The sequence below is a fragment of the Mycobacterium sp. UM_Kg1 genome (assembly GCF_000972925.1).
GTDB classification, from domain to species: domain Bacteria; phylum Actinomycetota; class Actinomycetes; order Mycobacteriales; family Mycobacteriaceae; genus Mycobacterium; species Mycobacterium hiberniae.
On sequence record NZ_JRMK01000357.1, the window covers coordinates 1 to 397 of the forward strand.

Here is a 397-nt window from a genome sequence, read left to right on the forward strand (position 1 = left end):
GGCCTGCAGGCCGATGGCGTCACCCGCGCTGCTGCCGGTGTGGCCGGGGTCGGCGGTAACGGCGGCGACGGCAAAGACGGCGCAGCCAGCACCACCGCCGGTGTTGATGGCGGGGCCGGTGGCCGGGGTGGCAACGGCGGCCAGGGTGGCTTCGACACCAGTGGCGGATTCGGTAACAACGGCGGCAACGGTGGCCGGGGCGGCAACGGCGGTGCGGGCTTCGACGGCGCCGACGGTGTGGAGGGCAGCGTCGACGGCGGCCACGGCAGTGCCGGTGGCGCCGGCGGCAACGGTGGCCACGGTGGCACCGGAGCGTTCGGTGGTGTCGGCGGCGCCGGCGGTGACGGCGGTCAGGGCGGTAACGGTGGTGCTGGGTTCAACGCTGTCTCTTATACAC

At 74.1% G+C, this 397-nt stretch carries 1 pseudogene; it reads right to left on the reverse strand.

What is annotated here, in order from left to right:
* Positions 1–397 (reverse strand): annotated as a pseudogene (locus LI92_RS22065) (hypothetical protein); the annotation flags it as partial.